The 26,128-nt window shown below is 61.6% G+C and carries 26 protein-coding genes; 14 read left to right on the top strand and 12 right to left on the bottom strand.

What is annotated here, in order from left to right:
• Nucleotides 1-208 precede the first annotated feature (208 nt).
• Together FHK92_RS21375 and FHK92_RS21370 are read left to right on the top strand one after the other, a co-directional pair.
• Nucleotides 209-1,507 carry a serine/threonine protein kinase gene (locus tag FHK92_RS21375; RefSeq protein ID WP_181289830.1) on the top strand — a complete coding sequence of 433 codons (1,299 nt, stop codon included), beginning with the start codon at nucleotides 209-211 and terminating at the stop codon, nucleotides 1,505-1,507.
• Nucleotides 1,500-2,288 carry an MlaA family lipoprotein gene (locus tag FHK92_RS21370; RefSeq protein WP_181289829.1) on the top strand — a complete coding sequence of 263 codons (789 nt, stop codon included), beginning with the start codon at nucleotides 1,500-1,502 and terminating at the stop codon, nucleotides 2,286-2,288. The genes FHK92_RS21375 and FHK92_RS21370 overlap by 8 nt, the downstream gene beginning before the upstream one ends.
• 133 nt (nucleotides 2,289-2,421) lie before the next feature.
• On the opposite strand, the gene FHK92_RS21365 is transcribed toward FHK92_RS21370, so the two are convergent.
• Nucleotides 2,422-3,336 (bottom strand): DUF808 domain-containing protein, encoded by a 915-nt coding sequence (locus FHK92_RS21365; protein WP_181289828.1) that lies wholly within the window; start codon nucleotides 3,334-3,336, stop codon nucleotides 2,422-2,424.
• Between the two features lie 131 nt (nucleotides 3,337-3,467).
• Between FHK92_RS21365 and FHK92_RS21360 the strand changes: the two genes are divergently transcribed.
• Entirely contained in the window at nucleotides 3,468-4,073 is a 606-nt protein-coding gene (locus FHK92_RS21360) for a TetR/AcrR family transcriptional regulator (protein WP_181289827.1), read from the top strand.
• A 129-nt stretch (nucleotides 4,074-4,202) separates the two neighbouring features.
• Here FHK92_RS21360 and FHK92_RS21355 read toward each other — a convergent pair whose 3' ends face one another.
• Together FHK92_RS21355 and FHK92_RS21350 are read right to left on the bottom strand one after the other, a co-directional pair.
• The gene (locus tag FHK92_RS21355; protein ID WP_181289826.1) at nucleotides 4,203-4,661 is read right to left on the bottom strand and encodes an REP-associated tyrosine transposase; all 459 of its coding nucleotides are present in this window, start codon (nucleotides 4,659-4,661) and stop codon (nucleotides 4,203-4,205) included.
• Nucleotides 4,662-4,870: 209 nt separating this feature from the next.
• Nucleotides 4,871-5,311, bottom strand: coding sequence for a GlcG/HbpS family heme-binding protein (locus tag FHK92_RS21350; RefSeq protein ID WP_181289825.1), 441 nt, complete (start codon nucleotides 5,309-5,311; stop codon nucleotides 4,871-4,873).
• Nucleotides 5,312-5,578: 267 nt separating this feature from the next.
• On the opposite strand from FHK92_RS21350, the gene gcl reads away from it, so the two are divergent.
• The 9 genes from gcl to FHK92_RS21305 all read left to right on the top strand — a co-directional run bounded on the left by gcl (nucleotide 5,579) and on the right by FHK92_RS21305 (nucleotide 16,573).
• Nucleotides 5,579-7,354, top strand: a complete 1,776-nt coding sequence (gene gcl, locus FHK92_RS21345) for a glyoxylate carboligase (protein WP_030142311.1) — start codon at nucleotides 5,579-5,581, stop codon at nucleotides 7,352-7,354.
• 124 nt (nucleotides 7,355-7,478) lie between these two features.
• Entirely contained in the window at nucleotides 7,479-8,261 is a 783-nt protein-coding gene (gene hyi / locus FHK92_RS21340) for a hydroxypyruvate isomerase (protein ID WP_181289824.1), read from the top strand.
• Between the two features lie 163 nt (nucleotides 8,262-8,424).
• Nucleotides 8,425-9,315, top strand: a complete 891-nt coding sequence (locus FHK92_RS21335) for a 2-hydroxy-3-oxopropionate reductase (protein WP_181289823.1) — start codon at nucleotides 8,425-8,427, stop codon at nucleotides 9,313-9,315.
• Nucleotides 9,316-9,462: 147 nt separating this feature from the next.
• The gene (locus tag FHK92_RS21330) at nucleotides 9,463-10,743 is read left to right on the top strand and encodes a glycerate kinase type-2 family protein (protein ID WP_181289822.1); all 1,281 of its coding nucleotides are present in this window, start codon (nucleotides 9,463-9,465) and stop codon (nucleotides 10,741-10,743) included.
• On the top strand, nucleotides 10,733-12,148 hold the full coding sequence (pyk, locus tag FHK92_RS21325; RefSeq protein ID WP_181289821.1) for a pyruvate kinase: 1,416 nt from the start codon (nucleotides 10,733-10,735) through the stop codon (nucleotides 12,146-12,148). Before FHK92_RS21330 ends, pyk begins: the two co-directional genes overlap by 11 nt.
• A gap of 125 nt (nucleotides 12,149-12,273) precedes the next feature.
• Complete coding sequence (locus tag FHK92_RS21320) at nucleotides 12,274-13,188, top strand: urea transporter (RefSeq protein WP_181289820.1); 915 nt, start codon at nucleotides 12,274-12,276, stop codon at nucleotides 13,186-13,188.
• Nucleotides 13,189-13,209: 21 nt separating this feature from the next.
• Nucleotides 13,210-14,034, top strand: coding sequence for an ion transporter (locus FHK92_RS21315; RefSeq protein WP_181289819.1), 825 nt, complete (start codon nucleotides 13,210-13,212; stop codon nucleotides 14,032-14,034).
• 93 nt (nucleotides 14,035-14,127) lie between these two features.
• Nucleotides 14,128-15,126 carry a sulfate ABC transporter substrate-binding protein gene (locus FHK92_RS21310; RefSeq protein ID WP_181289818.1) on the top strand — a complete coding sequence of 333 codons (999 nt, stop codon included), beginning with the start codon at nucleotides 14,128-14,130 and terminating at the stop codon, nucleotides 15,124-15,126.
• Between the two features lie 244 nt (nucleotides 15,127-15,370).
• Nucleotides 15,371-16,573 carry an MFS transporter gene (locus FHK92_RS21305; protein ID WP_181289817.1) on the top strand — a complete coding sequence of 401 codons (1,203 nt, stop codon included), beginning with the start codon at nucleotides 15,371-15,373 and terminating at the stop codon, nucleotides 16,571-16,573.
• A gap of 89 nt (nucleotides 16,574-16,662) precedes the next feature.
• Here FHK92_RS21305 and FHK92_RS21300 read toward each other — a convergent pair whose 3' ends face one another.
• The 4 genes from FHK92_RS21300 to FHK92_RS21285 form a co-directional block, all read right to left on the bottom strand.
• Nucleotides 16,663-16,854, bottom strand: coding sequence for a PLDc N-terminal domain-containing protein (locus FHK92_RS21300; RefSeq protein WP_030142320.1), 192 nt, complete (start codon nucleotides 16,852-16,854; stop codon nucleotides 16,663-16,665).
• A 71-nt stretch (nucleotides 16,855-16,925) separates the two neighbouring features.
• Entirely contained in the window at nucleotides 16,926-17,456 is a 531-nt protein-coding gene (locus FHK92_RS21295; protein WP_181289816.1) for a hypothetical protein, read from the bottom strand.
• Between the two features lie 236 nt (nucleotides 17,457-17,692).
• A complete protein-coding gene (locus FHK92_RS21290) occupies nucleotides 17,693-18,211 on the bottom strand; it encodes an ankyrin repeat domain-containing protein (protein WP_181289815.1) in 519 nt (172 codons plus the stop codon).
• A 96-nt stretch (nucleotides 18,212-18,307) separates the two neighbouring features.
• A complete protein-coding gene (locus FHK92_RS21285; protein WP_181289814.1) occupies nucleotides 18,308-20,134 on the bottom strand; it encodes a long-chain-acyl-CoA synthetase in 1,827 nt (608 codons plus the stop codon).
• A 356-nt stretch (nucleotides 20,135-20,490) separates the two neighbouring features.
• On the opposite strand from FHK92_RS21285, the gene FHK92_RS21280 reads away from it, so the two are divergent.
• A complete protein-coding gene (locus FHK92_RS21280) occupies nucleotides 20,491-20,769 on the top strand; it encodes a DUF3509 domain-containing protein (RefSeq protein WP_030142324.1) in 279 nt (92 codons plus the stop codon).
• A 65-nt stretch (nucleotides 20,770-20,834) separates the two neighbouring features.
• On the opposite strand, the gene mtnC is transcribed toward FHK92_RS21280, so the two are convergent.
• From mtnC to aroC, 5 genes are read right to left on the bottom strand one after another with little or no spacing between them, the layout of a single operon-like run.
• A complete protein-coding gene (mtnC, locus tag FHK92_RS21275; protein ID WP_181289813.1) occupies nucleotides 20,835-21,524 on the bottom strand; it encodes an acireductone synthase in 690 nt (229 codons plus the stop codon).
• 4 nt (nucleotides 21,525-21,528) lie between these two features.
• Nucleotides 21,529-22,074 (bottom strand): 1,2-dihydroxy-3-keto-5-methylthiopentene dioxygenase, encoded by a 546-nt coding sequence (locus FHK92_RS21270; RefSeq protein WP_181289812.1) that lies wholly within the window; start codon nucleotides 22,072-22,074, stop codon nucleotides 21,529-21,531.
• Nucleotides 22,075-22,091: 17 nt separating this feature from the next.
• Complete coding sequence (locus FHK92_RS21265) at nucleotides 22,092-22,712, bottom strand: methylthioribulose 1-phosphate dehydratase (protein WP_181289811.1); 621 nt, start codon at nucleotides 22,710-22,712, stop codon at nucleotides 22,092-22,094.
• Nucleotides 22,709-23,854, bottom strand: coding sequence for an MFS transporter (locus tag FHK92_RS21260; protein ID WP_181289810.1), 1,146 nt, complete (start codon nucleotides 23,852-23,854; stop codon nucleotides 22,709-22,711). The genes FHK92_RS21265 and FHK92_RS21260 overlap by 4 nt, the downstream gene beginning before the upstream one ends.
• A gap of 34 nt (nucleotides 23,855-23,888) precedes the next feature.
• Nucleotides 23,889-24,980, bottom strand: a complete 1,092-nt coding sequence (gene aroC / locus FHK92_RS21255) for a chorismate synthase (protein ID WP_181289809.1) — start codon at nucleotides 24,978-24,980, stop codon at nucleotides 23,889-23,891.
• A gap of 128 nt (nucleotides 24,981-25,108) precedes the next feature.
• Here aroC and FHK92_RS21250 point away from each other — a divergent pair, with 128 nt between their 5' ends.
• Nucleotides 25,109-26,074 (top strand): alpha/beta hydrolase, encoded by a 966-nt coding sequence (locus FHK92_RS21250; protein WP_181289943.1) that lies wholly within the window; start codon nucleotides 25,109-25,111, stop codon nucleotides 26,072-26,074.
• The last annotated feature ends 54 nt before the right edge of the window (nucleotides 26,075-26,128 follow it).

Genomic DNA, 26,128 nt, shown 5'->3' with positions numbered 1-26,128 from the left:
GTTTTGCCGGGCCGATTCCGCTCAAACCTTGCATGGGCGTACCAAGAAGCCGGCAGCTCCACTAGCCGCCACCACGCCACAGCGTGTATTGTCCCGCTACTCTTGCGCCCCTTTCGCGCTTGTTTTGCAGCCGTCATGGCACTTGGCTTGGCTTCGATGGTCATAGGCTGCGAACCTCATTCGGCACCTTCCTCTAAGGGATTTAGTCATGCTCCGTTCCTTGCGCTTCGCTGCCCTCATTGGCGGCCTTATCTTGAGTGCGTCCGCGCTGGCGGTGGACATCGACGCCGCCAGCTATGGCTATCCCTTGACCAACCCGTTCGAGGCGACCATCGCCACCACCCCGCCGGACCTGAGACCGGAACTGCCGCTGAACGAGGACATCAACCAGTCGGACCATACCGTCACCCTGCGCCCCGAACGCGAGTTCATCCTGCCGGACAATTTCTGGCCGGTGAAAAGCCTCACCTACCGCATGGCGACCCAGGACAAGCCTGCACCGCTGATCTTCCTGATCGCCGGCACCGGCGCACGGTATGACAGCACGCTCAACGAGTACCTCAAGCGCCTCTACTACAAAGCCGGTTATCACGTGGTGCAGCTGTCTTCGCCCACCAGTTTCGACTTCATGAGTGCCGCCTCGCGCTTCGCCACCCCAGGCATCACCAAGGAAGACGCCGAAGACATGTACCGGGTGATGCAGGCCGTGCGCGCGCAGAATCCGAAAGTCCCCGTCACCGAGTATTACCTGACCGGCTACAGCCTCGGCGCCTTGGACGCGGCCTTCGTCGCGCACCTGGACGAAACCCGCCGCAGCTTCAATTTCAAGAAGGTCCTGCTGCTGAACCCGCCGGTGAACCTCTACACCTCGATCACCAACCTGGACAAACTGGTCCAGACCGAGGTCAAGGGCATCAACAGCACCACCACCTTTTATGAGCTGGTGCTGAACAAGCTGACCCGCTACTTCCAGCAAAAAGGCTACATCGACCTCAACGATGCCCTGCTCTACGATTTCCAGCAGTCCAAGCAACACTTGAGCAACGAGCAGATGGCAATGCTGATCGGCACCTCGTTCCGCTTCTCGGCGGCCGACATCGCCTTCACCTCGGACCTGATCAACCGCCGCGGCCTGATCATCCCGCCCAAATTCCCGATCACCGAAAGCACCAGCCTGACGCCGTTCCTCAAGCGTGCGCTGCAATGCGATTTCGACTGCTACCTCACCGAGCAGGTCATCCCGATGTGGCGGGCGCGCACCGACGGCGGCAGCCTGTTGCAACTGGTCGACCAGGTCAGTCTGTATGCGCTGAAGGATTATCTGCAGGCCAGCCCGAAGATTGCGGTGATGCACAACGCCGACGATGTGATCCTCGGGCCCGGTGACCTGGGCTTCCTGCGCAAGACTTTTGGCGACCGCCTGACGGTCTATCCACTGGGCGGCCACTGCGGCAACCTTAACTACCGCGTCAACAGCGACGCCATGCTGGAGTTCTTCCGTGGCTAAATACCTCCTGCTGATCGCCGCGTTAATGAGCGCGGGCATGGTCCACGCCGATAACAGCAAGGCCGATGCGCCCGTGGTGGTGGATGCTGACGGGTTCAAGGAACCGCTGACCAAGCTCAAGTTCAACCCGGGCCTGGACCAACGCGAATTCGAACGCTCGACGCTCAACGCCCTGAACGTCTACGACCCACTGGAATCGTGGAACCGTCGCGTCTATCACTTCAACTACCGCTTCGACCAATGGGTGTTCCTGCCCGTGGTCGATGGCTACCGCTACGTCACCCCGAGCTTTGTGCGCACCGGTGTGAGCAACTTTTTCAATAACCTGGGCGACGTGCCGAACCTGATGAACAGCCTGCTGCAATTCAAGGGCAAGCGTTCGATGGAAACCACCGCACGGCTGTTGCTCAACACCACCGTCGGTGTCGCCGGCCTGTGGGACCCGGCCACCGCCATGGGCCTGCCGCGCCAGAGCGAAGACTTCGGCCAAACCCTGGGCTTCTATGGCGTACCTGCTGGCGCGTACTTCGTGCTGCCGATCTTCGGCCCGTCGAACCTGCGCGACACCTCGGGCCTGCTGGTGGACTACACGGCCGAATCGGCGATCAATTTCCTGAACGTCTCCGAAGTCAGCTCCGATCACCCGGAACTGCTGCTCCTGCGCGGCGTGGACAAGCGCTACCAGACCAGCTTCCGCTACGGCCAGCTGAACTCGCCGTTCGAGTATGAAAAGGTGCGCTACGTGTACACCGAGTCGCGGAAGTTGCAGATCGCCGAATAACTTTCAGCCCCCCCAAAACCTACTGTGGGAGCGAGCTTGCTCGCGATGGCAGTCTGTCAGGCAACATTAATGTTGGATGTCAGGCCGTCATCGCGAGCAAGCTCGCTCCCACAGGGGTTATGTGTTGTCAGTTTTAGCCTTTCAGCGCCTTCCAGACCTTGCCCACCGCCAACACACCGGCCAGCACCACCGCCCCCGCGACGATCCCCGCTACTGCATTGAGCAACATCGGCACGATGAACCCGGCGCCACCGGCACTCGCCGCGACACCTTCGATCCAGTGATGCACCGCCGGCACGCCATGGGTCAGGATGCCGCCGCCCACCAGGAACATCGCCGCAGTGCCGATCACCGACAGGCCTTTCATCATGTAAGGCGCCGCGCGCAGGATGGCCCCGCCGATGCTTTTGGCTGCCTGCCCTGGCTTCTGGGTCAGCCACAATCCCAGGTCGTCGAGCTTGACGATCCCCGCCACCAGACCATACACACCCACGGTCATGACAATGGCGATGCCCGACAGCACGATCACCTGCTGGGTCAGCGGCGCATCGGCGACGGTGCCGAGGGTGATGGCGATGATTTCCGCCGAGAGGATGAAGTCGGTGCGCACCGCGCCCTTGATCTTGTCCTTTTCAAAAGCCACCAGATCGACCGCCGGATCGGCCACCGCCTCGACCAGTTGCACGTGTTCGGCCTGGTCTTCAGCCTTGCTGTGAAGGAATTTGTGGGCGAGTTTTTCGAACCCTTCAAAGCACAGGTAGGCGCCGCCAACCATCAACAACGGCGTCACCAGCCAAGGCACGAACGCGCTGATGGCCAACGCCGACGGCACCAGGATCAGCTTGTTGATGAACGAGCCCTTGGCTACCGCCCAGACGACCGGCAATTCCCGCTCGGCCCGCACGCCCGAGACTTGCTGGGCATTGAGCGCCAGGTCATCACCGAGCACGCCCGCCGTCTTCTTGGCGGCCATCTTGGTCATCAGCGCCACATCGTCGAGTACCGTGGCAATGTCGTCGATCAAAACCAGCAAACTGCTTCCAGCCATGGAGGGGCTCCTTGAACAATAATGCCGCGCAGCATACCGCGACCCGCGCCGCCCTGGGGCATTCTTGAGCGCCGCGCGAGGCCGGTGCTACCATGCGCCACCGCCATAATCGGCAAGGAACCCCAGGGTTTATGAGCACTATCCGCGAGCGCAACAAAGAACTGATCCTGCGTGCCGCCAGCGAAGAATTTGCCGACAAGGGCTTCGCCGCGACCAAAACCAGTGACATCGCGGCCAAGGCGGGCTTGCCCAAACCCAACGTCTACTACTACTTCAAATCCAAGGAAAACCTCTATCGCGAGGTCCTTGAAAGCATCATCGAGCCGATTCTCCAGGCCTCCACCCCCTTCAACGCCGACGGCGAGCCGGGCGAAGTGCTGAGCCACTACATCCGCTCCAAGATCCGCATCTCCCGCGACCTGCCGTTCGCCTCGAAAGTTTTCGCCAGCGAAATCATGCACGGCGCCCCGCACCTGAGCGCCGACCTCATCGAACAGCTCAACGCCCAGGCGCGGCACAACATCGACTGCATCCAGACCTGGATCGACCGCGGCCAAATCGCCCCGATCGACCCCAACCACCTGATGTTCAGCATCTGGGCCGCCACCCAGACCTACGCCGATTTCGACTGGCAGATCAGCGCCGTGACCGGCAAGGCCAAGCTCGATGAAGCGGATTACGAAGCGGCGGCGCAGACGATTATCCGGTTGGTTTTGAAGGGGTGTGAGCCCGGCTGACAGACCGAGTGGACCTCATCGCGAGCAAGCTCGCTCCCACAAGGGATTTGGGTTGTTCGCAGCATCTAAATTCACCGCAGAACCCTGTGGGAGCGAGCTTGCTCGCGATGAAGGCAACTCGATTCCAAGTCAAAGCCAGATGGCATCCCACAGCGGATAGTCGCCTAGTCGCTCTACCAGGCCTGCCCGCAGTGGATTTGCCACAACATAGCGAGCCAGCTTTACCAAGTCCTCTTCCCGCCGTAGCGCTCGATCGTGGTAACCCGGTTGCCAAAGGCAGCCTCTATGCCCTGTGGACATGTTTACCGCCTGAGCACTCAAGGACTTGGTTTTTTGCATCAACTCATTCAGCGAGCCTTGCTGCAATTCAATCAACCAATGGAAATGGTCAGGCATGATCACCCAAGCCAATGACTTCGCCCATCTCTCATCCTGGGCACACCTAAATTGCTCAACGACCAATCGGCCTAAAGCAAAACTCTGGAATACCGGCTTTCGTCCAGCGGTATTGGTGGTCAATAAATAGATTCGATTCAACTCACCGTAACGACCGGTGCGCAGGCGATGTGAAGCAGGTCGATTTGGCATTCCTTGCCTCTTCAATGATCAAGTCATCAAAGGGTAGGCCGGCGTACTTTGAATGCCGGACATACTTTTAGCTGGATGTGTCAGCAAGATCGCCATCGCGAGCAAGCTCGCTCCCACAGGGGATTTGCGGCGTCATACATAATGTTTCCAATATGGAACCCTGTGGGAGCGAGCTTGCTCGCGATGGTGCCAGTCCATTCACCACAGAATCAGGCAACTCCCCCCGCATCCGCTTTCAGCGCCAGAGCCTCCACCGCCCTCACCGCCACCTGCTCATCCACATCCGAAACATCTCCGCTTACCCCAATCGCACCCAGCACCCTGCCCTCCTGATCCCGGATCAATACGCCACCCGGCGCCGGCACGACGCTGCCTTGCCCGAGACCATTCAACGCCGCAAAGAACGCCGGGCGCTGTTGGGCGTCCTGGGCGAGCAGGCGTGAGCCTTTGCCCAGGGCGATAGCGCCCCAGGCCTTGCCGATGGCGATCTGCGGGCGAAGCAGGCTGGCGCCGTCTTCGCGCTGCAAGGTCACCAGGTGTCCGCCGCTGTCCAGGACCGCGACGGTCAAGGGTGCCGCATTGACCTCGCGACCTGCGGCGAGGGCCTGCCCCGCCAGGTTGACGGCAACTTTCAAGGTTAGAACGCTCATGGGTGCTGTCCTTCTTTTGTTATGGAAAAGCCTTGGCGGCTTCACTTTCAGCAAAACCGAACACCACAAATAGAACACAACAGACACGTTTTTTGTATACAATAATTTCTACGAATCACCTTGAGCGACAAAAGGCCGCAGCAAATCTGCTACCCGACGAACGAAACAAACGCTTGAGGAAAGGGATTGACCTGCCCCATTCCCCATGAATACACTCCACAGCAAAGCCACTTGTATACAATTACAAAACGTAAGAGGCACAAAACAATGAGCAAAATGAGAGCAATCGAAGCCGCCGTCCTGGTGATGCGCCGTGAAGGCGTGGACACTGCCTTCGGCATCCCGGGTGCTGCAATCAACCCGCTGTACTCCGCCCTGCAAAAGGTCGGTGGCATCGATCACGTCCTCGCTCGCCATGTTGAAGGTGCCTCGCACATGGCCGAGGGCTACACCCGCACCAAGGCCGGTAATATCGGCGTGTGCATCGGCACCTCGGGACCGGCCGGTACCGACATGGTCACCGGGCTCTACAGCGCATCGGCCGACTCGATCCCGATCCTGTGCATCACCGGGCAAGCGCCCCGCGCCCGTATGCACAAGGAAGATTTCCAGGCCGTGGATATCACCAGCATCGTCAAGCCCGTAACCAAATGGGCCACCACCGTGCTGGAACCGGGCCAGGTGCCGTATGCCTTCCAGAAAGCTTTTTATGAAATGCGCTCCGGCCGTCCAGGCCCGGTGCTGATCGACTTGCCGTTCGACGTGCAGATGGCCGAGATCGAATTCGACATCGATGCCTACCAGCCGCTGCCCCTGGCCAAGCCCGCGGCCAACCGCGTGCAGATCGAGAAAGCCCTGGCGATGCTCAACCAGGCTGAACGTCCATTGCTGGTGGCCGGCGGCGGCATCATCAACGCCGATGCCAGCGAATTGCTGGTGGAGTTCGCCGAGCTGACCGGCATTCCGGTCATCCCCACCTTGATGGGCTGGGGCACGATCCCCGATGATCACCCGTTGATGGTCGGCATGGTCGGTCTGCAAACCTCCCACCGCTATGGCAACGCAACGCTGCTTAAATCGGACGTGGTACTGGGCGTTGGCAACCGCTGGGCCAACCGTCACACCGGTTCGGTGGATGTCTACACCGAAGGTCGCACGTTCATTCACGTGGACATCGAGCCGACGCAAATCGGCCGCGTATTCACTCCAGACCTGGGCATCGTTTCCGACGCCGCCTCGGCCTTGACGGTGTTCATCGAAGTGGCCCGCGAATGGCAAGCCGCCGGCAAGCTGAAGGACCGCAGCGCCTGGCTCCAGGATTGCCAGCAACGCAAGGCCAGCCTGCAGCGCAAGACCCATTTCGACAACGTGCCGGTCAAGCCGCAGCGCGTTTATGAGGAAATGAACCAGGTATTCGGCAAGGACACTTGCTACGTCAGCACCATCGGCCTCTCGCAGATCGCCGGCGCGCAGTTTCTCCACGTCTACAAGCCACGCCACTGGATCAACTGCGGCCAGGCTGGTCCCCTGGGCTGGACGATTCCGGCCGCGCTGGGGGTGGTCAAGGCCGATCCGAGCCGCAAGGTCGTGGCGCTGTCGGGCGACTATGATTTCCAGTTCATGATCGAGGAACTGGCAGTGGGCGCGCAGTTCAAGCTGCCGTACATCCATGTCGTGGTGAACAACTCCTACCTGGGCCTGATCCGCCAGGCCCAGCGTGGCTTCGACATGGATTACTGCGTGCAGTTGTCGTTCGACAACCTCAACGCCCCGGAGCTCAACGGGTATGGCGTGGACCACATCGCCGTGGCCGAGGGCCTGGGTTGCAAGGCGTTGCGGGTGTTCGAACCGTCCGGCATCCAACCGGCATTGCGCAAGGCCCAGGAGATGATCGAAGAGTTCAAGGTGCCAGTGATCGTCGAGATCATCCTGGAGCGCGTGACCAATATTTCCATGGGCACCGAGATCAACGCCGTCAATGAATTTGAAGACTTGGCGCTGGTGGGCAACGATGCACCGACAGCCATTTCGTTGCTCGACTGACCTCTTGTGGCAGCGAGCCTGCTCGCGAAGGCAATTTACCTGTCATTGAGTATCGACTGACACACCGCTTTCGCGTGCAGGCTCGCTCCCACAGGGGCTTCACCAATATTTACAGGAGACCACCATGCCGCGTTTCGCCGCCAACCTGTCCATGCTGTTCACTGAGCAGGATTTCCTCGCCCGTTTCGAAGCGGCCGCCAAGGCCGGTTTCAGCGGCGTCGAATACCTGTTTCCCTACGATTACAGCTCCGCCGAACTCAAGGCCCTGCTTGACGCCAATGGCCTGACCCAGGTGCTGTTCAACCTGCCGGCCGGCGACTGGGCCAAGGGTGAGCGCGGCATCGCTTGCCTGCCGGACCGCGTCGAGGAATTCCGCGCCGGGGTAGACCTGGCAATTGCCTATGCAAAGGTACTGGGCAACACCCAGGTCAACTGCTTGTCGGGGATTCGCCCGCAGAACTGCGATGAAGCCTTGGTGGAAAAAACCTTCGTCGCTAACCTGAAATTCGCTGCCGAAAAGCTGCAAGGCGCAGGCATCAAGTTGGTCATGGAAGCCATCAATACCCGCGACATCCCGGGTTTCTACCTGAACAACACCGCCCAGGCCCTGTCGATCCGCGAGCAGGTGGGCAGCGCCAACTTGTTCCTGCAATACGACATCTACCACATGCAAATCATGGAAGGCGACCTGGCCCGGACCCTGTCGACGCACCTGGGCGAGATCAACCATGTGCAACTGGCGGATAACCCGGGCCGCAACGAGCCGGGCACGGGCGAGATCAACTACCGCTTCCTGTTCGAACACCTGGACCGCATCGGCTACCAGGGTTGGATCGGCTGCGAATACAAGCCGCTGACCACCACCGAAGCCGGATTGGGCTGGCTGAAAACCCATAACGCGATCTGACTGGCGAGAGCTCTTGTGGCGAGGGAGCTTGCTCCCGCTCGGCTGCGAAGCAGACGCATGAATTTTTATCCGCATGGATTTCTGGGGGCCGCTACGCGACCCAGCGGGAGCAAGCTCCTTCGCCGCAGAGTCCGTGGGCACTTTAATAAGAGAGGATTTTTTCATGGCTAAAATCGGATTCATCGGCACCGGCATCATGGGCCACCCCATGGCACTCAACCTGCAAAAGGCCGGGCACAGCCTGTTCCTGTCCCAGCATCACGACCCGGCCCCGGCCGACCTCGTGGCCGGCGGCGCGGTGGCGTTGGCCAACCCGAAGGAAGTCGCCCAGGAAGCCGAATTCATCATCGTCATGGTTCCGGATACCCCACAGGTCGACGACGTGCTGTTCCGCGCCGACGGCGTCGCAGCCGGTGTTGGCAAGGGCAAGGTGGTGATCGACATGAGCTCGATTTCCCCCACCGCCACCAAGGCCTTCGCGGCGAAGATCAACGAAAAAGGCGCGCAGTACCTCGACGCCCCGGTGTCCGGCGGTGAAGTCGGCGCCAAGGCCGCGACCCTGAGCATCATGGTCGGTGGTGACAGCACGGCCTTCGAGCGCGCCTTGCCGTTGTTCCAGGCCATGGGCAAGAACATCACCCTGGTGGGCGGCAACGGTGACGGCCAGACCGCCAAGGTGGCGAACCAGATCATCGTCGCCCTGAACATCCAGGCCGTGGCCGAAGCGCTGCTGTTCGCCGCGAAAAACGGCGCCGACCCGGCGAAGGTCCGCGAGGCGCTGATGGGCGGTTTCGCTTCGTCGAAGATCCTCGAAGTGCATGGCGAGCGCATGATCAAGGGCACCTTCGACCCCGGCTTCCGCATCAGCCTGCACCAGAAGGACCTGAACCTGGCCCTGCAAGGCGCCAAGGAACTGAACATCAACCTGCCCAACACCGCCAACGCCCAGCAAGTGTTCAGCACCTGCGCGGCCATCGGTGGCAGCAACTGGGACCACTCGGCGTTGATCAAGGGATTGGAACACATGGCCAATTTCTCGATTCGCGACAAATAAGCCCTGCACTCCCCTTGCGGGAGCGAGCTTGCTCGCGATAGCGGTAGCCCAGCCAACATCGTTGTTGAATGTAAAACCGCTATCGCGAGCAAGCTCGCTCCCACAGGGTCTGTGTCAAATCCAAGAATAAAAAATCGGGAGCCCGCCATGTCGGTCGATCCGCAACAATTGCTGCGCGAGCTGTTTGCCACAGCCATCGACGCGGCGCATCCGCAGCAGGTCCTTGAACAATATCTGCCCAGCGACCGTAGCGGTCGGGTGATCGTCATCGGTGCCGGCAAGGCAGCGGCGGCGATGGCGCAAGTGGTCGAGCGTTGCTGGCAGGGCGAGATCAGTGGCCTGGTGGTGACCCGCTACGGCCATGGCGCGCCCTGCCAGAAAATCGAAGTGGTGGAAGCCGCTCATCCGGTGCCGGACGCCGCGGGCCTGGAAGTGGCCGGGCGGGTGCTCGAACTCGTCAGCAACCTCAACGAAGACGACCGCGTGATCTTCCTGCTGTCCGGCGGCGGCTCGGCGTTGCTGGCCTTGCCGGCGGCCGGCATCACCCTGGCCGACAAGCAGTCGATCAACAAAGCCCTGCTCAAATCCGGCGCCACCATTGGCGAGATGAATTGCGTGCGCAAGCACCTCTCCGCGATCAAGGGTGGACGCCTGGGCAAGGCCTGCTGGCCGGCGACGGTGTACACCTATGCGATTTCCGACGTGCCCGGCGACCTGGCCACGGTCATCGCGTCCGGCCCCACCGTGGCCGACCCCAGCACCTCAGCCGAGGCCCTGGCGATTCTCAAGCGCTACGCCATCGACATCCCGGCCTCGGTGCGCACCTGGCTGCAAAGCCCGGAATCGGAAACCGTCAAGCCCGGCGACCCGAGCCTGGCCCGCAGTCATTTCCAACTGATCGCCCGCCCCCAGCAATCCTTGGAAGCCGCAGCGGTGAAGGCGCGCCAGGCCGGTTTCAGCCCGCTGATCCTCGGTGACCTGGAAGGCGAATCCCGGGAGGTGGCGAAGGTCCACGCCGGCATCGCCCGGCAAATCGCCCAGCATGGCCAGCCACTGGCCGCGCCGTGCGTGATTCTGTCTGGCGGCGAGACCACCGTCACCGTGCGCGGCGACGGCCGTGGCGGGCGCAACGCTGAATTCCTGCTGAGCCTGACCGACAGCCTCAAGGGCCATCCCGGCATCTACGCGCTGGCCGGCGACACCGATGGCATCGACGGTTCCGAGGACAACGCCGGCGCCCTCATGACCCCGGACACCTATCGCCGCGCCGCCGAGCTGGGCCTGTGCGCCAGCGACGAACTGGATAACAACAACGGCTACGGCTACTTCGCCGCGCTGGATGCGTTGATCGTCACCGAGCCGACCCGCACCAACGTCAACGACTTTCGCGCCATCCTGATCCTCGAGAACCCCAAACATGACGCCTGATAAGAAGGTCAAGATCCTCGCGACTCTCGGCCCCGCCACCCGTGGCATCGATGACATCCGCGAGCTGGTAAAGGCCGGCGTGAATATCTTCCGCCTGAACTTCAGCCACGGCGACCATGCCGACCACGCCCAGCGCTACCAGTGGATCCGCGAAGTCGAACAGCAGCTCAATTACCCGCTGGGCATCCTGATGGACTTGCAAGGCCCGAAGCTGCGGGTGGGCAAATTCGCCGACGGCAAGGTCCTGCTAGAGCGCGGCCAGGCCCTGCGGTTGGACCTGGACCCGACACCGGGCGACCAACGCCGGGTCAACCTGCCCCACCCGGAAATCATCGCGGCGCTGGAGCCGGGGATGGACTTGCTGCTGGACGACGGCAAGTTGCGCTTGCGCGTGACCGCCAGGCACAGCGACGCCATCGACACCGAAGTGCTCAACGGCGGCGAGCTGTCGGACCGCAAGGGCGTGAACGTGCCCCAGGCCGTGCTCGACCTGAGCCCACTGACCGCCAAGGATCGTCGCGACTTGAGCTTCGGCCTGGAGCTGGGCGTGGATTGGGTCGCGCTGTCGTTCGTGCAGCGTCCCGAGGACATCCGCGAAGCCCGCGCGCTGATCGGCGACAAGGCATTCCTGATGGCCAAGATCGAGAAACCATCGGCCGTCGCCCAACTGCGCGAGATCGCTGAATTGAGCGACGCGATCATGGTTGCCCGCGGCGATCTTGGCGTCGAAGTACCGGCCGAGAGCGTGCCGCAGATCCAGAAGAACATCATCGGCACCTGCCGCGCCCTGGGCAAACCGGTGGTGGTGGCAACGCAGATGCTCGAATCGATGCGCTTCTCCCCGGCGCCAACCCGCGCCGAAGTCACCGACGTCGCCAACGCCGTGGCCGAAGGTGCCGATGCGGTGATGCTGTCGGCGGAAACCGCTTCCGGCGACTACCCCCTCGAAGCCGTGCAGATGATGAGCAAGATCATCCGCCAGGTAGAAAACGGCCCGGACTACCAGGCGCAGTTGGACGTCAGCCGGCCGAAAGCCGAGGCCACGGTGTCGGACGCCATCAGTTGCGCGATCCGCCGGATCAGCAACGTCCTGCCGGTGGCGGTGTTGGTGAACTACAGCGAGTCGGGCAGTTCCAGCCTGCGGGCGGCGCGGGAACGGCCGACGGTGCCGATCCTCAACCTGACGCCGAACCTGCAAGCGGCCCGCCGCCTGACCGTGGCCTGGGGCGTGCACTCGGTGGTCAATGACCGTTTGAAGCAGGTCGATGAGGTGTGCTCCACGGCGCTGGAAATCGCCCAGGCCCAGGGCATGGCCCAGCGTGGCGATACCTTGCTGATCACCGCCGGCGTGCCGTTCGGGCAACCGGGGTCGACCAATTCGCTGCGTATCGAGACGTTGATCTGATTTTCTGTGGCGAGGGAGCTTGCTCCCGCTGGGCTGCGAAGCGGCCCCTGCTTTTTTTGCGGTTGCTACGCAACCGAGCGGGAGCAAGCTCCCTCGCCACGGTATTTTCTTATTCCTGACCCATCATGCCCACCCACACCTCCAACACCCACTGCCCCGACTGGGCCACCGCCCTGCTCAACGGCTTCAGCCAGATTTTCCTCCAGCGCCATCCGCTGTGCGGCTTGCTGTGCCTGTTGGCAATCCTGCTCACCGCGCCCGACTTGCTCGGCGGCGCACTGCTGGGCGGTGTGGCGGGATTGCTGACGGCGCAGCGACGCGGTTATGCCAAGGAAGATCGGCAAGCCGGGTTGTTCAGCTACAACGGCATCCTGCTGGGATTATTGTTGAGCGTGGCACTGCCCTGGTCGGTCTTGTTACCACCGTTGATCATTGCCAGCGCGGGCCTCAGCGCGATGCTGACCCAACAATGGCTCAAGCGAACCCCCGGCCCTCGCTGCCTGCGCGCCTACACCGCGCCGTTCGTGGCGCTGGGTTGGTTGCTGCTGGGTTTCGCCCCACCCTCCCCATCGCCCGCGTCGGTGGAAATCACCTGGCCCAATCTGCTGCTCGCCCCTTTGAACGGCCTGGGCCAAGTGATGTTTCTCGACCACCCGTTGGCCGGCGCGCTGATCATGATCGGCCTGCTGCTCGCCAATCGCCGCGCCGCTGGCTGGGCGCTGTTCGGGTCCATCGTCGGCCTTGCATTCGCCTGGCTGCATCACGACAGCAACCTCGCCCTGTCCGGATTGGCCGGCTATAACCCGGCGCTGGTGGCCCTCGCGCTCGGTCAACGAGCCCGAAGACCATGGCCGCCATTGGCGGGCATTCTGCTGGCAATTTTTCTCACGCCGGGTTTCGCTACCCTGGGCGTGGCACCGCTGACAGCACCGTTCATCCTCGCCTGCTGGCTGGTTCACGCGACTGGGCGGCTCTGGAATCAGTCAATCCTCGATACCGCGCCTTGCGCTGCGCGGGGCAATCGCCCTAGGCTTCGTTGATTATCGATTCAGGCGAAGGTTATGGATAACAGCAACAACTGGCGTGATCGCCTCTACGTCATTATTTTCCAGACCGATACCGTGGCGGGCCGACGCTTCGACAGCACCCTGTTGCTGATCATTCTCGCCAGCCTGGTGATCGTGATGCTCGACAGCATCGACAGCGTTCACAAGAACTACGCGGCCCTGCTGGCTTACATCGAGTGGGGCTTCACCTTCATCTTTCTGGTCGAGTACGGCCTGCGCCTGTACTGCTCGCCGAAGCCGCTGCGCTACGCGTTCAGCTTCTACGGATTGGTGGACCTGCTGGCGATCGTGCCGGGGATCCTGGCGTTGTACTACAGCGATGCCCAGTACCTGCTGATCGTTCGGATCATCCGTATGTTGCGGATTTTCCGAGTGCTGAAACTCAGTCCGTACCTCAAGCAGGCCAATTACCTGTTGGCCGCGCTGCGGGGCAGCAAGCAGAAAATCATCGTCTTCCTGGTCAGCGTATCCACGTTGGTGACGGTGTTCGGCACGCTGATGTATGTCATCGAAGGGCCCGAGCACGGCTTTACCAGCATTCCCAAGGGAATCTATTGGGCTATCGTGACACTTACCACTGTGGGCTTCGGCGACATCGTGCCAAAGACGCCGCTGGGCCAGGTGATTTCGTCGCTGGTGATGATCACCGGCTATTCGATCATCGCCGTGCCGACGGGTATCTTTACCGCCGAACTCGCCACCGCCATGCGCGGCGACCAGCTCCAGCACGACTGCCCGGTGTGCAGCAAAAACCACCATGAACACGGGGCAGCTTTCTGCTCTCGGTGCGGCAACGCCCTGTTCAAGAAAATGGAATAAGGAAAGCACTTTTTAGTGCTTGAAGGCTTATAAGCTTATCGCTAGTGTGCTGGCTTATCGCCCGCCCCCCTTTCCAATAAAAAGGAATTCGCTGTGAAGAAATTCTTTGGCGCCTCTCTTCTCGCCGCTGGCCTGACCTTCGGCAGCCTCGCCCACGCCGCCCCGACCCTGCTGAACGTTTCCTATGACGTGATGCGCGATTTCTACAAGGACTACAACGCCGCGTTCCAGAAACACTGGCAAGCCGAGCACAACGAGAATATCACCGTGCAAATGTCCTTCGGCGGCTCCAGCAAGCAGGCGCGTTCGGTGATCGACGGCCTGCCGGCGGATGTCATTACCATGAACATGGCCACCGACATCAACGCCTTGGCGGACAACGGCAAGCTGGTTCCGGAAAACTGGGTCACCCGCCTGCCGAACAACAGCGCGCCGTTCACCTCGGCCACGGTGTTCATCGTGCGCAAGGGCAACCCGAAGGCGTTGAAGGACTGGCCCGACCTGCTCAAGGACGGCGTGCAAGTGATCGTGCCCAACCCGAAAACCTCCGGCAACGGTCGCTACACCTACCTGTCGGCGTGGGGCTACGTACTCAAGAACGGCGGCGACGAGAACAAGGCCAAGGATTTCGTCGGCAAGCTGTTCAAGCAAGCACCTGTGCTGGACACCGGTGGCCGTGCCGCGACGACGACGTTCATGACCAACCAGATCGGCGATGTGCTGGTGACCTTTGAGAACGAAGCGGAAATGATCGCCCGCGAGTTTGGCCGCGACCAGTTCGAAGTGGTCTACCCAAGCGTGTCCGCCGAAGCCGAACCGCCAGTGAGCGTTGTGGATAAAGTGGTCGAGAAGAAAGGCTCCCGCGAAGCCGCCGAGGCGTACCTCAAATACCTGTGGTCGCCTGAAGGCCAGGAAATAGCCGCCGCCAACTACCTGCGTCCACGGGATCCGGCGGTGCTGGCCAAATACACCGACCGCTTCCCGAAAGTCGATTTCCTGTCGGTGGAGAAGACCTTTGGCGACTGGCGCACCGTGCAGAAGACTCACTTCAATGATGGTGGGGTTTTCGATCAGATCTATAGCGGGCAATGAGGTACTGATACAGCCAGTCCTGCAAACAAGCTCTTGTGGCGAGGGAGCTTGCTCCCGCTCGGTTGCGCAGCAACCGCCGAAATGGGGCCGCTACGCAGCCCAGCGGGAGCAAGCTCCCTCGCCACAAGAGCATTCGCTGGACCATTAACAACAGGCATGACTGATATCAGCCACAAAGCCCTGTTCCAGAGCCTTGCAAGTCTTTAGCCTCACGCCATCCTTTCAATTGATCGACGAGATTGCCATGAGTGCTCATCCACCCGCCTCGCCCGGCACCACCCTGACCCGCGGCATGGTCCTGTTGTTTGCCTTCTGCTGCGGCGCCATTGTCGCCAACATCTACTACGCCCAACCCATTATCGAACTGATCGCCCCCGACGTCGGCCTGAGCAGCACCATGGCCAGCCTGATCGTTTCGCTGACCCAGATCGGTTATGCCCTGGGCCTGTTTTTCCTGGTGCCGCTGGGTGACTTGCTGGAAAACCGGCGCTTGATGATCCTCACCACCGTGGTCGCGATTGCCAGTCTGCTGGGTGCGGCCTTCACCGATCAGCCGAATGTGTTCCTGCTGGTCTCGCTGCTGGTGGGTTTCAGTTCCGTCTCGGTACAGGTCCTGATTCCACTGGCCGCGCACCTGGCACCGGAGGAATCCCGGGGACGGGTCGTCGGTGGGATCATGGGCGGCCTGTTGCTGGGGATTCTGTTGGCGCGGCCGGTGTCCAGCGTGGTGGCCGATCATTTCGGCTGGCGGGCGATGTTCATCATCGCTGCCGCGCTGATGGCCGCAATCAGTGTCGTCCTGGCGCTGACCGTGCCCAAGCGCCAGCCCGACCACAGTGCGTCCTACGGCCAATTGCTGGGTTCGCTCGGCACCTTGTTGCGCCAGCAACCGCTGTTGCGGCAACGGGCCTTTTACCAGGCCTGCATGTTCGCCACGTTCAGCCTGTTCTGGACCGCCGTGCCGTTGGAACTGGCGCGCAATCATGGCCTGTCCCAGACGGAGATCGCGCTGTTCGCCCTAGTCGGCGCTATCGGCGCCATCGCCGCGCCCATTGCCGGTCGCCTGGCGGATGCGGGTCATACCCGGATCGCTTCGCTGCTGGCGATGCTGTTCGCCAGCCTGAGTTTCCTACCAGCGTTCATCCATCCGGTCTACAGCGTGATTGGCCTGGCGGTGACCGGCGTGGTCCTGGATTTCTGTGTACAGATGAACATGGTCCTGGGCCAGCGCACCATCTACGCCCTCGACGCCAAAAGCCGCAGCCGCCTGAATGCCCTGTACATGACCAGCATCTTCGTCGGCGGTGCATTTGGCTCATCGATCGCCAGTGCGGTCTATGAACACGGCGGCTGGCTGTGGGTGGTAATCGTCGGCAGCGCCTTCCCGCTGCTGGCATTGCTGCGCTTCCTGGGCGCTTCGCAGAAGGCCTCGCTGGCGACTGCCTGATTCCGTCACGCAATAAAAAATGCCCGACAGGTCACGACCTGTCGGGCATTTTTCTACTGGAGAGCTATTGGAGAATCATTGGCGAGCGGTCAGACCCGCACGTTGCCACGCGGCCCGGCAATCGCCCAGATGATCAGGCCCAACACCGGCAACAGCAGGATCAGCAGGACCCAGAGGATTTTCATCCCGGTTTCTGCGCCACTCTTGAGTACGTTGATGATCGCCCAGATATCGAGCGCCAGGATAATCAGGCCGATCAGGCCGTTGAAGGTGGAACCCATGGTGTCGCTCCCAAATGGTGATGTGCCCACTTAGGATAGCGGCGCCCGGCCGAGGGTTCCGTTTTATTGCTTCAAACGTGGACCGCAACCTTCAGGGCTTCGAGGGCCGGCGCGGCAGCGATGCCGACTTCGGCACACAACTCCAGCACGCGTGGCACGTCATCGCCATACACCAGCACCATCTGCAATTCATCGTCGAGCAACTGGCTGAAGTTCATCAGCACATAACCGCCGTTTTCCTTGTTCAGGCTGCTCATTTGGATCTGGATGCGGTTGAGCGCGGTCAGGGCTTCAGTCTTCGCCAATTGCTTGGGCTTGAGGTTGAACGCAACGCCGGGACCGAACGAGGCGACAATCTGCTCGAACAACTCGACGTAGGTATCTGCCTGGAACAACACGGTGTCCGGCAGGCTGCCGACCACCACCCATTCGCCCAGCGGGATCGGGAAAGTGTCGTCGTAGTTGATGTCCGGGTTGGCCGCCAGGAAAGCCACCGGGTCGGCGTAGGCCTGGGCCGCTTCATCGGCGATCTTCTCGATGTCCGCCTCGCCCAGGCAGCCGGAGCTGATTTTGCTGATGAGTTCGATGAGTGCGGCTTTCATGGGGCGGATCCTGTGGCTGAATTTTCAGGCGCGCAGAATAGCGCATCCCCCAGGCCAAGTCAGGGGCCCTTGTGGCGAGGGAGCTTGCTGTGGCGAGGGGATTTATCCCCGCTGGGCTGCGAAGCGGCCCCCCGATTAATCTGACATACCGAGTTGCCAGATTTAGGGCCGCTTCGCGCCCCAGCGGGGATAAATCCCCTCGCCACAAGAGCTCCCTCGCCACAAAAGCCTTAATGTCAGCCCAACAATTTCTCCAATTGCGCAGTGGTGTCCACCGCGCCCATGGTCTTGGCCGCGTCCAGTGCCGAAACGCCGTTTGCGTCCTTGGCCTTGGGGTCGGCGCCTTTGCTGATCAGGTAATCGACGATTTCCACCCGGTTGAACATCGCCGCCATCATCAGTGCGGTGCGGCCATCGAACGAGGAACCTTCCACTTGCGCGCCGCCGTCCACCAAGGCTGAAACCACCGCCAGGTCACCCTTGAACGCCGCGCCGGCAATCGGGCTCTGGCCGTTGTCGTTGCGGACTTCCGGATCGGCCTTGTGCTCCAGCAGGACTTTCACCGTTTCCACATGCCCGTGGTACGCGGCCAGCATCAGCAGGGTATCGCCCTTGTGATTGCGCAGGTTCGGCGGCAGGCCCTTGCTCAGCAGCGCGGCCATCATCGCGGCGTCGCCCTGGCGGGCAACGTTGAAGACCTGCTCGGCAAACTCCGCAGCCTCTTCCGGGGTCATCTGGCGGCTTGTATCGGACATGGGGAAAACTCCATTTGGCTCATCGCAAAGCCGCTAGTTTCCCGAGGGACCCAGGGCCTGTCATCCCTTTTTTCTCTGCAGCGCTCATAGCCAGAATCAATAGCGGTACTGTCCGCCCTGGATCTGCGTCGCCAATTGCCGGTCCACGCGCACATAGGTCGAGCTGTCGGGCAGCCAGGCGTAGATCGGCTCATCGCCCGTGAGGCACGGGTCAAAAGCCTCGGCCTTGAGACGGGTCTTCTGGTATTTGAAGGTGCCGGTGGTGTCCATCTTCACTTTGATGCGCAAGAACAACGGCACCGCGTAGGCGGGCAACTTGCACTGCAAAAACCGCAGCAGCTCGTTGAAGTCCAGGGTTGCCAGGGATTCGGCCGGCGTGATCGCGGCCATGCCAGCGCGGCCATTGGTGCCGTTGATCTCCACGCCATAGGCCACCGCCTCGGCAATCTGCGGATGTCGCAGCAGCACGTTTTCGACTTCCGTGGTGGAAACGTTTTCGCCTTTCCAGCGGTAGGTGTCGCCAAGGCGATCGACGAACTGCCCATGGCCAAAACCGATGTTGCGCAGCAGATCACCGGTATTGAAGTAGCGGTCGCCAGGAATGAAGACGTCCCGGTAGATGATTTTCTCGGTCTTGGTCGGATCGGTGTAGCCGTCCAGTGGCGCCTTGTCATCGATGCGCGCCAACAGCAGGCCCGGCTCACCCTTGGGGACTTTTTGCATGCGCCCCTGCAGGTTGCGCAATGGCGCACCGCTGTCGTGGTCGTAGTGCACCAGCGCCCAGGCCATCAGGGAAAACCCGACCGTGTTTTCGAAGTTGAGGATGTTGGTGAAACCGATATTGCCGTCGCTGGCCGCGTAGAGTTCACAGATGTGGTCAACGCCGAAACGTGTCTTGAACGCCGCCCACGCGCCGGGGCGCAGGCCGTTGCCGATCATCTTCGTCACGCGGTGCTCCCGGTCCGTCGCGCTGGCGGGCTGATCGACGAGGTAGCGGCACAGCTCGCCGACATAACCCAGGGTCGTCGCTCGATACCTTCGCACGTCGCTCCAGAACTGGCTGGCGCTGAATTTGCGGCGCATGGCGAAACCCGAAGCACCGCATACCGCCGCGCCCCAGCACACGCACAGGCCGGTGGCGTGATACAGCGGCAGCGTGCAATAAACGATGTCTTCGGGCTGCATGTCCAAGGCAATCAGGCCGAAACTGGTGGACGTGCGCATCCAGCGGCCATGGCGAAAGACCCCGGCCTTGGGCAGCCCGGTGGTGCCGGAGGTGTACAGATAGAAGCAGGGATCATCGAAGAATACGTGCTGGCTGCTGACCGGGTTATCGCCGGGGTATTGCTCGCTTGCGCGCATCAAGTCGACGAATCCGGACGGCGCAAGAACGATTTCCTGATCCGCCACCCACCAGGTTCGCCCGTGCGCCAGCCCGATCCGCCCACGCACGTCATCGAACATGGCAACCCGCTCGTCCCCGACCACCACGGCCACCGGCGTGACCAACGCGAGGCTGTGGACCAAGGCATCGCCGGTCTGCGCGGTATTGATCATCGCGCTGACCGCGCCAACCTTCGCCACCGCCAGCACGGTAATCAGCAGCTGTGGACGGTTCTCGATAAAGATCGCCACACAATCGCCCTTGCCCACGCCTTGCGCCAACAGGTAATGGGCGATGCGATTGGCCTGCTCGTTGACCTGTGCATAACTCAGTACCGTGTCACCGCACAGCAGCGCCGGGCCATGGGGATTGCGCAGCGTTGCCTGCTCGAAGCACCAGCCCAGGCCGCAGGGCTGCGTCGGGTCCTGGACGTTGGCGAGTTTCATGCCTTTGACAATGCGCGGAACAGCCCTGGCGATGGCGGGCAGCTTGCGCAGCATCATGCCCCAGGTAATGGCGTCGCTGGGTGTACGACTCATGGGTGATCCTTCCCCGCTCGACCTCGTGGGCCGTGGTTCTCGTCATGGGCGTATGCGGATTTCGGCTCGAAAGTACCCAGCCGTTTCACGACTGTACATGCGGTTTTTGCAATGTTTTGTATCCGCTGCCCGGCACAGGCGAAGCGTGAGCGCAAGGATGCGGTTTGGTTCCAAAAATAATCGTGCAACCACGCAAAATGCAGGATGCACGATGGCCGTTCATGCAAGTTGCACGAAAGCAAAAATGCCTGGAATTGGTAAGTATCTGTTTTAAAAAGGATTTTAAATTAATCAGATGCTGGCACGGACACTGCAACTACCCCTCCACGGTTTGCCACACCATGGAGCAATGAACGATGAATATGATTCAAGAGAAGTTTGCATCGCTGTTTTCCAACTACGAAGTCACCACCCAGGCACGCCCGGATGGCGGCATCCTGCTGACCTTGCGCAACAGCGACGGCAAACTGTTCAAACGCACGATTTCCTACGCGCAATTGCATGCTGGGGACCAGTTGTCCTGGGCCATCAGTGCGATTCGCCGCGATCTGGCTGAACAAGCCAGCGAGTTGCCGCCCGTGGCGATGCTGCAAAGCCAGCACCGCTTCGCGCTACCGACCTACCACAGCGCCTGACACGCTGTGTTGGGATCAGGCCTGGAACCCTACGGTTCCATGGCCTGATTTTTTTTGCCTGCCGTTCAGGCGCCGAACCGGGACGGCTCGATGTCGGCAAAGCTTGCCACGGTTTCGTGACCGGCCAGTTCGCCACCTTCACGCGCCAGGCCACAGGTGGCCATCCCGGCGTCACGGGCCGCGTCCAGTTCCTGGACGATGTCCGACAGGAAAAGAATCTCCCCTGGCGCGATGCCCATCGCCTCACTGATCCGCTGGTAGGATTGCGCCTCCCGCTTGGGCCCGGACGTGGTGTCGAAATAACCGCTGAACAACGGCGAGAGATCGCCTGCCTCGGAACAGCCAAAAATCAGCTTTTGCGCCTGGATCGAGCCCGAGGAATATACAAACAGCCGATAGTCTTGCTGATGCCAGTCTTTCAGTGCCTGCACCGCGTCCGGGTAAACATGACCCTTCAACTGCCCGGCCTGGTAGCCCTGCTCCCAGACCATGCCCTGCAACGCTTTGAGCGGCGTGGCCTTGCGGTCCTCGGCAATCCAGCCCAGCAGGATCGCGATAACCCGCTCCACATCGGCGTCCGGCTCATGGCTGTCGCGACGCACGGCATTCAGTTGTTCCGCCACGTCGGCGCGACCGGCGTTCTGCCGGACGAAATCCGGCAGGTGCTCGGCGGCATAGGGGAACAGTACGTCGAAGACAAAACTCACCGCGCTGGTGGTGCCTTCGATGTCGGTGAGGATGGCTTTGATGGTCACGAAGTCAGTCCTCCAGGCGCGGGAAGCGGCTGGCGATGTCATCGCCGGTGAACTTGGCGACCCAGCCTTCCGGGTTGTTGAACAGGCGAATGGCAACGAAATGCGGATGTTCGCCCATGTCGAACCAATGTGGCGTACCGGCGGGCACCGAGATCAAGTCGTTCTTTTCGCACAGGACCGCGTAGACGTAATCGTCGATGTGCAAGGTAAACAGCCCACGACCGGCGACGAAAAATCGCACTTCGTCCTCGCCATGCCGGTGTTCGTCGAGGAACTTGGCCCGCAGTTCGGCTTTCTGCGGATGGTCGCTGTTGAGGCTGATGACATCGACCGTGACGTAGCCGTGTTCGGTCATCAGCTGGTCGATCTGGGACTTGTACGCAGCGATCACTTCATCCTGGCTGGCGCCGGGCTGGATTTTCGTCGCGGCTTCCCAACGGTCGAACCGCACGCCCTTTTCGGCGAGGGTCGAGGCAATGTCCTCGAAGTGGGTCAGGACCTTGTTCGGAATCTCGGGACTCGAGACGTGGTAGACGGACAGGCTGCTCATGGCAATGGCTCCAGCAATTATCGGTTCAGGAGTGCGCGGGTCTTGAGCTCGCACTCGAACAGGAATTCAAACGCTTCGATCTGGCGCAGCGCATCGTTCATTCCCGGCCCCCAGGTGTACAGGCCGTGGCCGCGGATGAGGTAACCGACGCAATCGGGATGCGCTTCCAGCCAAGGTTGGACCTTGGCCGCCAGGCGCGCGATGTCCTGGTCGTTGTCGAAGATCGGCACACGGACGCGGGATTCATGGGTTGTTATGCCGCTGAAGGCTTTTTGCAGTTCATAGTCTTCAAAGTCAATGAACGCTTCGCCGGTCAGGCGCGACAGCACCGTGGCGTTCACTGAATGGGTGTGCAACACCGCACCGATCTGCGGGCGCCAGCGATACAACTGGGTGTGCAGCAGGGTTTCGGCCGACGGCTTCTTGCCCGGCTCCAGGCTGTTGCCGTCCAGATCGGTGGCGAGCACATCGTCGATGCCCAACTGTCCTTTGTGCTTGCCCGACACGGTGAGCAACGCTTGGTCTACAGATAACCGGGTCGAATAATTGCTGCTGGTGGCCGGCGACCAACCGCGACCGTACAAAAAACGCCCGGCGTCGATGATTTGCTGGGCGAGCTGTTCACGGGTAAGGCTCATGGCCTGTCCTCTTGCATGCGTGTGGCAATGATAACGGCTGCAGCGAAGGCTGCGAGGCTGGCGATGCTGAATGTCCAACCGGCGCCCAAGGCATTCCAGCTGTAGCCGGAATACAGTGCGCCCAACGCCCCGCCGGTCCCGGCCAGCGCGGCGTACAACGCCTGGCCCTGGCCTTGCTGGCGCGGGCCGAAACTACGTTGCACGAAATGGATGGCAGCGGCGTGAAAGCTGCCGAACGTCGCCGCGTGCAACACCTGGGCAAACAACAACACCCAAAGAAACTCGGCCAGCGACCCCAGCAGCAACCAGCGCAGCGCCGCCAGCAGGAAACTCGCCATCAGCACCCGGCGTACGGAAAACCGCGCCAGGATCCGGCTCATGAACAGGAACACCAGCACTTCGGCCACCACGCCGACGGCCCACAGCACGCCGATCAATCCACGGCTGTAACCCAGGCGCTCCAGGTGCAACGTGAGGAAGGTGTAATACGGCCCATGGCTCATCTGCATCAGGCCGACGCAGGCATAAAACGCCAGCACGCCCGGGTTGCGCAATTGCCGCAGGAAACCGTCCCCGGCCACTCGCGGCCCCTGAACCGGCTGGGCGTTGGGCACCCAGAAGCTGCTCAGTACGATGCCGCCCATGATCAAGGCCAGGGCCACCGGATAAATGTCCAGGCTCAGCCATTGGAACAAGCGGCCAAGGACCACCACGGTGATGATGAAACCGATCGAGCCCCACAAGCGAATCTGGCTGTAGCGCGAGGCTTGACCGCTCAAGTGGGCCAGGGTGATGACTTCGAACTGCGGCAGCACCGCGTGCCAGAAGAACGCATGCAGCGCCATGACCATCGCCAGCCAGGCGTAGCTTTTATCGATGAAGATCAGCGAGAAGCTCAGCAGCGTGCAGATCGCACCGAACCGCACGATCGCCAGGCGCCGGCCGGTGTAATCCCCCAGCCAGCCCCAGAGGTTCGGCGCGACGCAGCGCATCAGCATGGGGATCGCCACCAGCTCGCCAATGCGTGCCGCATTGAACCCCAAGTGATCGAAATACAACGCCAGGAACGGCGCAGTCGAACCGAGCAACGCGAAATAGAACAGGTAGAAACTGGAAAGCCGCCAGTACGGCAACGCCGCCATGGTCGTCAGGCCACGGCGGTCGGCAGGCCAGCCATCAAAGCTGACCCAACACCGGCGTGCCGACTCTGACGTCGGCGTTCTGGCCGCGATGGCGCAACAGATGATCCATCAGCACGATCGCCATCATCGCCTCGGCGATCGGCGTGGCGCGAATGCCCACGCACGGGTCATGGCGGCCCTTGGTGATGACGTCCACCGGGTTGCCATGAATATCGATGGAGCGGCCCGGCGTGGTGATGCTCGATGTCGGCTTCAACGCGAGGTGCGCGACGATCGGCTGGCCCGAGGAGATACCGCCGAGGATGCCGCCGGCATTGTTGCTCAGGAAGCCTTGCGGGGTCAGTTCGTCACGGTGCTCGGTGCCGCGCTGGGCGACACAGGCGAAACCGGCGCCGATCTCCACGCCCTTCACCGCGTTGATGCTCATCAGTGCATGGGCCAGTTCGGCGTCGAGGCGGTCGAAGATCGGCTCGCCCAGGCCAGGCATCACGCCTTCGGCGACCACGGTGATTTTCGCACCGACCGAATCCTGGTCCCGACGCAACTGGTCCATGTAGGCCTCGAGCTCCGGCACTTTGTCCGGGTCGGGGCTGAAGAAGGCGTTCTGCTCCACCGAATCCCAGCTCTTGAACGGGATTTCGATCGGGCCCAGTTGGCTCATGTAGCCGCGGATGACGATGCCTTGGCTGGCCAGGTATTTCTTGGCAATCGCCCCGGCCGCCACGCGCATGGCGGTTTCCCGGGCCGAACTGCGACCGCCGCCGCGATAGTCGCGCTCGCCGTATTTGTGGTGGTAGGTGTAGTCGGCGTGGGCCGGACGGAACAGATCCTTGATGGCCGAGTAGTCCTTGGACTTCTGGTCGGTATTACGGATCAACAGCCCGATCGCGCAGCCGGTGGTGCGCCCTTCGAACACGCCGGAAAGGATTTCGACTTCATCGGCTTCCTGGCGCTGGGTGGTGTGGCGGCTGGTGCCTGGCTTGCGGCGGTCCAGGTCACGCTGAAGGTCTTCCAGGGAAATCTCCAGGCCCGGCGGGCAGCCGTCGACAATGGCGACCAACGCCGGGCCATGGCTTTCGCCCGCGGTGGTGACGGTGAACAGCTTGCCGTAGGTATTGCCGGACATGCAGGGCGCTCCGTGAAATCGCTGAGAGTCGAGATGGGCGCCAGTATACGCAGGCTCCCCGAGTAGTTCATCCTCGAACCTTATCGGTGCCCGCCAGTCCAACCGGCACCTTCGCAACTCATGGCGTCATGATGTTAAAACTGTTCATGTTGAGCCTTACCCTCTTCACTTGCCTGGCCTGCAGCCTCGCCCAGGCTACCGTCCTGCAACGTCCAATCAGCCTCGACACCGGCAACGGTGAACTTTTCGGCTCCTTGCTGCTGCCAAAGTCCGACACGCCGGTGCCCGTAGTCCTGATCATTTCTGGCTCAGGTCCTACGGATCGTGACGGAAACAACCCCGAGGGCGGGCGCAACGACAGCCTCAAGCGCCTGGCCTGGGTGCTGGCCAAACACAACATCGCCAGCGTGCGCTACGACAAGCGCGGCGTGGCCGCCAGCCTCGCGGCCACACCGGACGAGCGCAACCTGAGCGTCGAAGCCTACGTTGCCGATGCCGTGGCCTGGAGCCACAAACTGAGCGCCGATCCACGACTGGGCCCGTTGATTCTGCTGGGCCACAGCGAAGGTGCGCTGATCGCCAGCCTCGCCGCGCCCCAGGCCAACGCGGCGGCGGTCATCTCGGTGGCCGGCAGCGCGCGTCCGATTGACCAGGTACTGCGTCAACAGCTCGGTAACCGCTTGCCACCGCCGCTGATGCTGCGCAGCAACGAGTTGCTCGACAGCCTCAAGGCCGGTCGTCCGGACCCCAACGTTCCGCCGCAACTGCAGGTCATCTTCCGGCCAAGCGTGCAGCCGTATCTGATCTCGCTGTTCCGCCAGGACCCGGCCCAGGCGTTCGCGGCGTTGAAAATGCCGGCCTTGATCATCCAGGGCAGCCACGATATCCAGGTCAGCGTCGACGACGCCAGACAGTTGAAAGCCGCCAAGCCCGACGCCGAACTTGTGCTCATCGACGGTATGAACCACGTGATGCGCATCGTGCCCAACGATGTGAAGCAGCAACTGGCCTCGTATAAGGATCCCAACCTGCCGTTGGCAGCCGAGCTCGGTACTCGAATCCTGGGTTTTATTGGCACGTTGGCAGCCCGTTGAGCGGGTTTAGTGGCCTATAGCCCTCCAGTCTTGGCAAATCCGGCCGATAAACCG

The organism is Pseudomonas brassicacearum subsp. neoaurantiaca (genome assembly GCF_013608025.1).
Taxonomy (GTDB): Bacteria; Pseudomonadota; Gammaproteobacteria; order Pseudomonadales; family Pseudomonadaceae; genus Aquipseudomonas.
This window is presented reverse-complemented; position numbering and strand designations above follow the sequence as displayed.